We start from the raw sequence: 266 nt of genomic DNA, 5'->3' as shown, positions 1-266 counted from the left end.
GTCAGACCGGCGTCGAGGACGGCCTGGGCGAAGTCGGCGTTCTCCGACAGGAAGCCGTACCCGGGATGGATCGCGTCCGCGCCGGAGTCCGCCGCCGCCCGCAGAACCTTCGCGATGTCCAAATAGCTGGCGGCTGGGGTGTCACCACCCAACGCGAACGCCTCATCCGCCACACGCACATGCAGAGCGTCCCGATCCGGATCCGCGTAGACAGCCACACTCCCGATACCCGCATCCCGGCAAGCCCGAGCAACGCGGACAGCGAT

General features: G+C 68.0%; 1 protein-coding gene. It reads right to left on the bottom strand.

Annotated features, from left to right (window positions below; translation table 11 throughout):
* Positions 1-266 (bottom strand): biotin carboxylase N-terminal domain-containing protein (locus tag ADK55_RS23605; protein ID WP_324611200.1); only part of this gene is annotated, 266 nt, incomplete at both ends.

The sequence above is a fragment of the Streptomyces sp. WM4235 genome, from assembly GCF_001279725.1.
GTDB lineage: Bacteria > Actinomycetota > Actinomycetes > Streptomycetales > Streptomycetaceae > Streptomyces.
The sequence above is the reverse complement of the archived record's forward strand: the minus strand, read 5'-3'. Positions and strand labels throughout refer to the sequence as shown.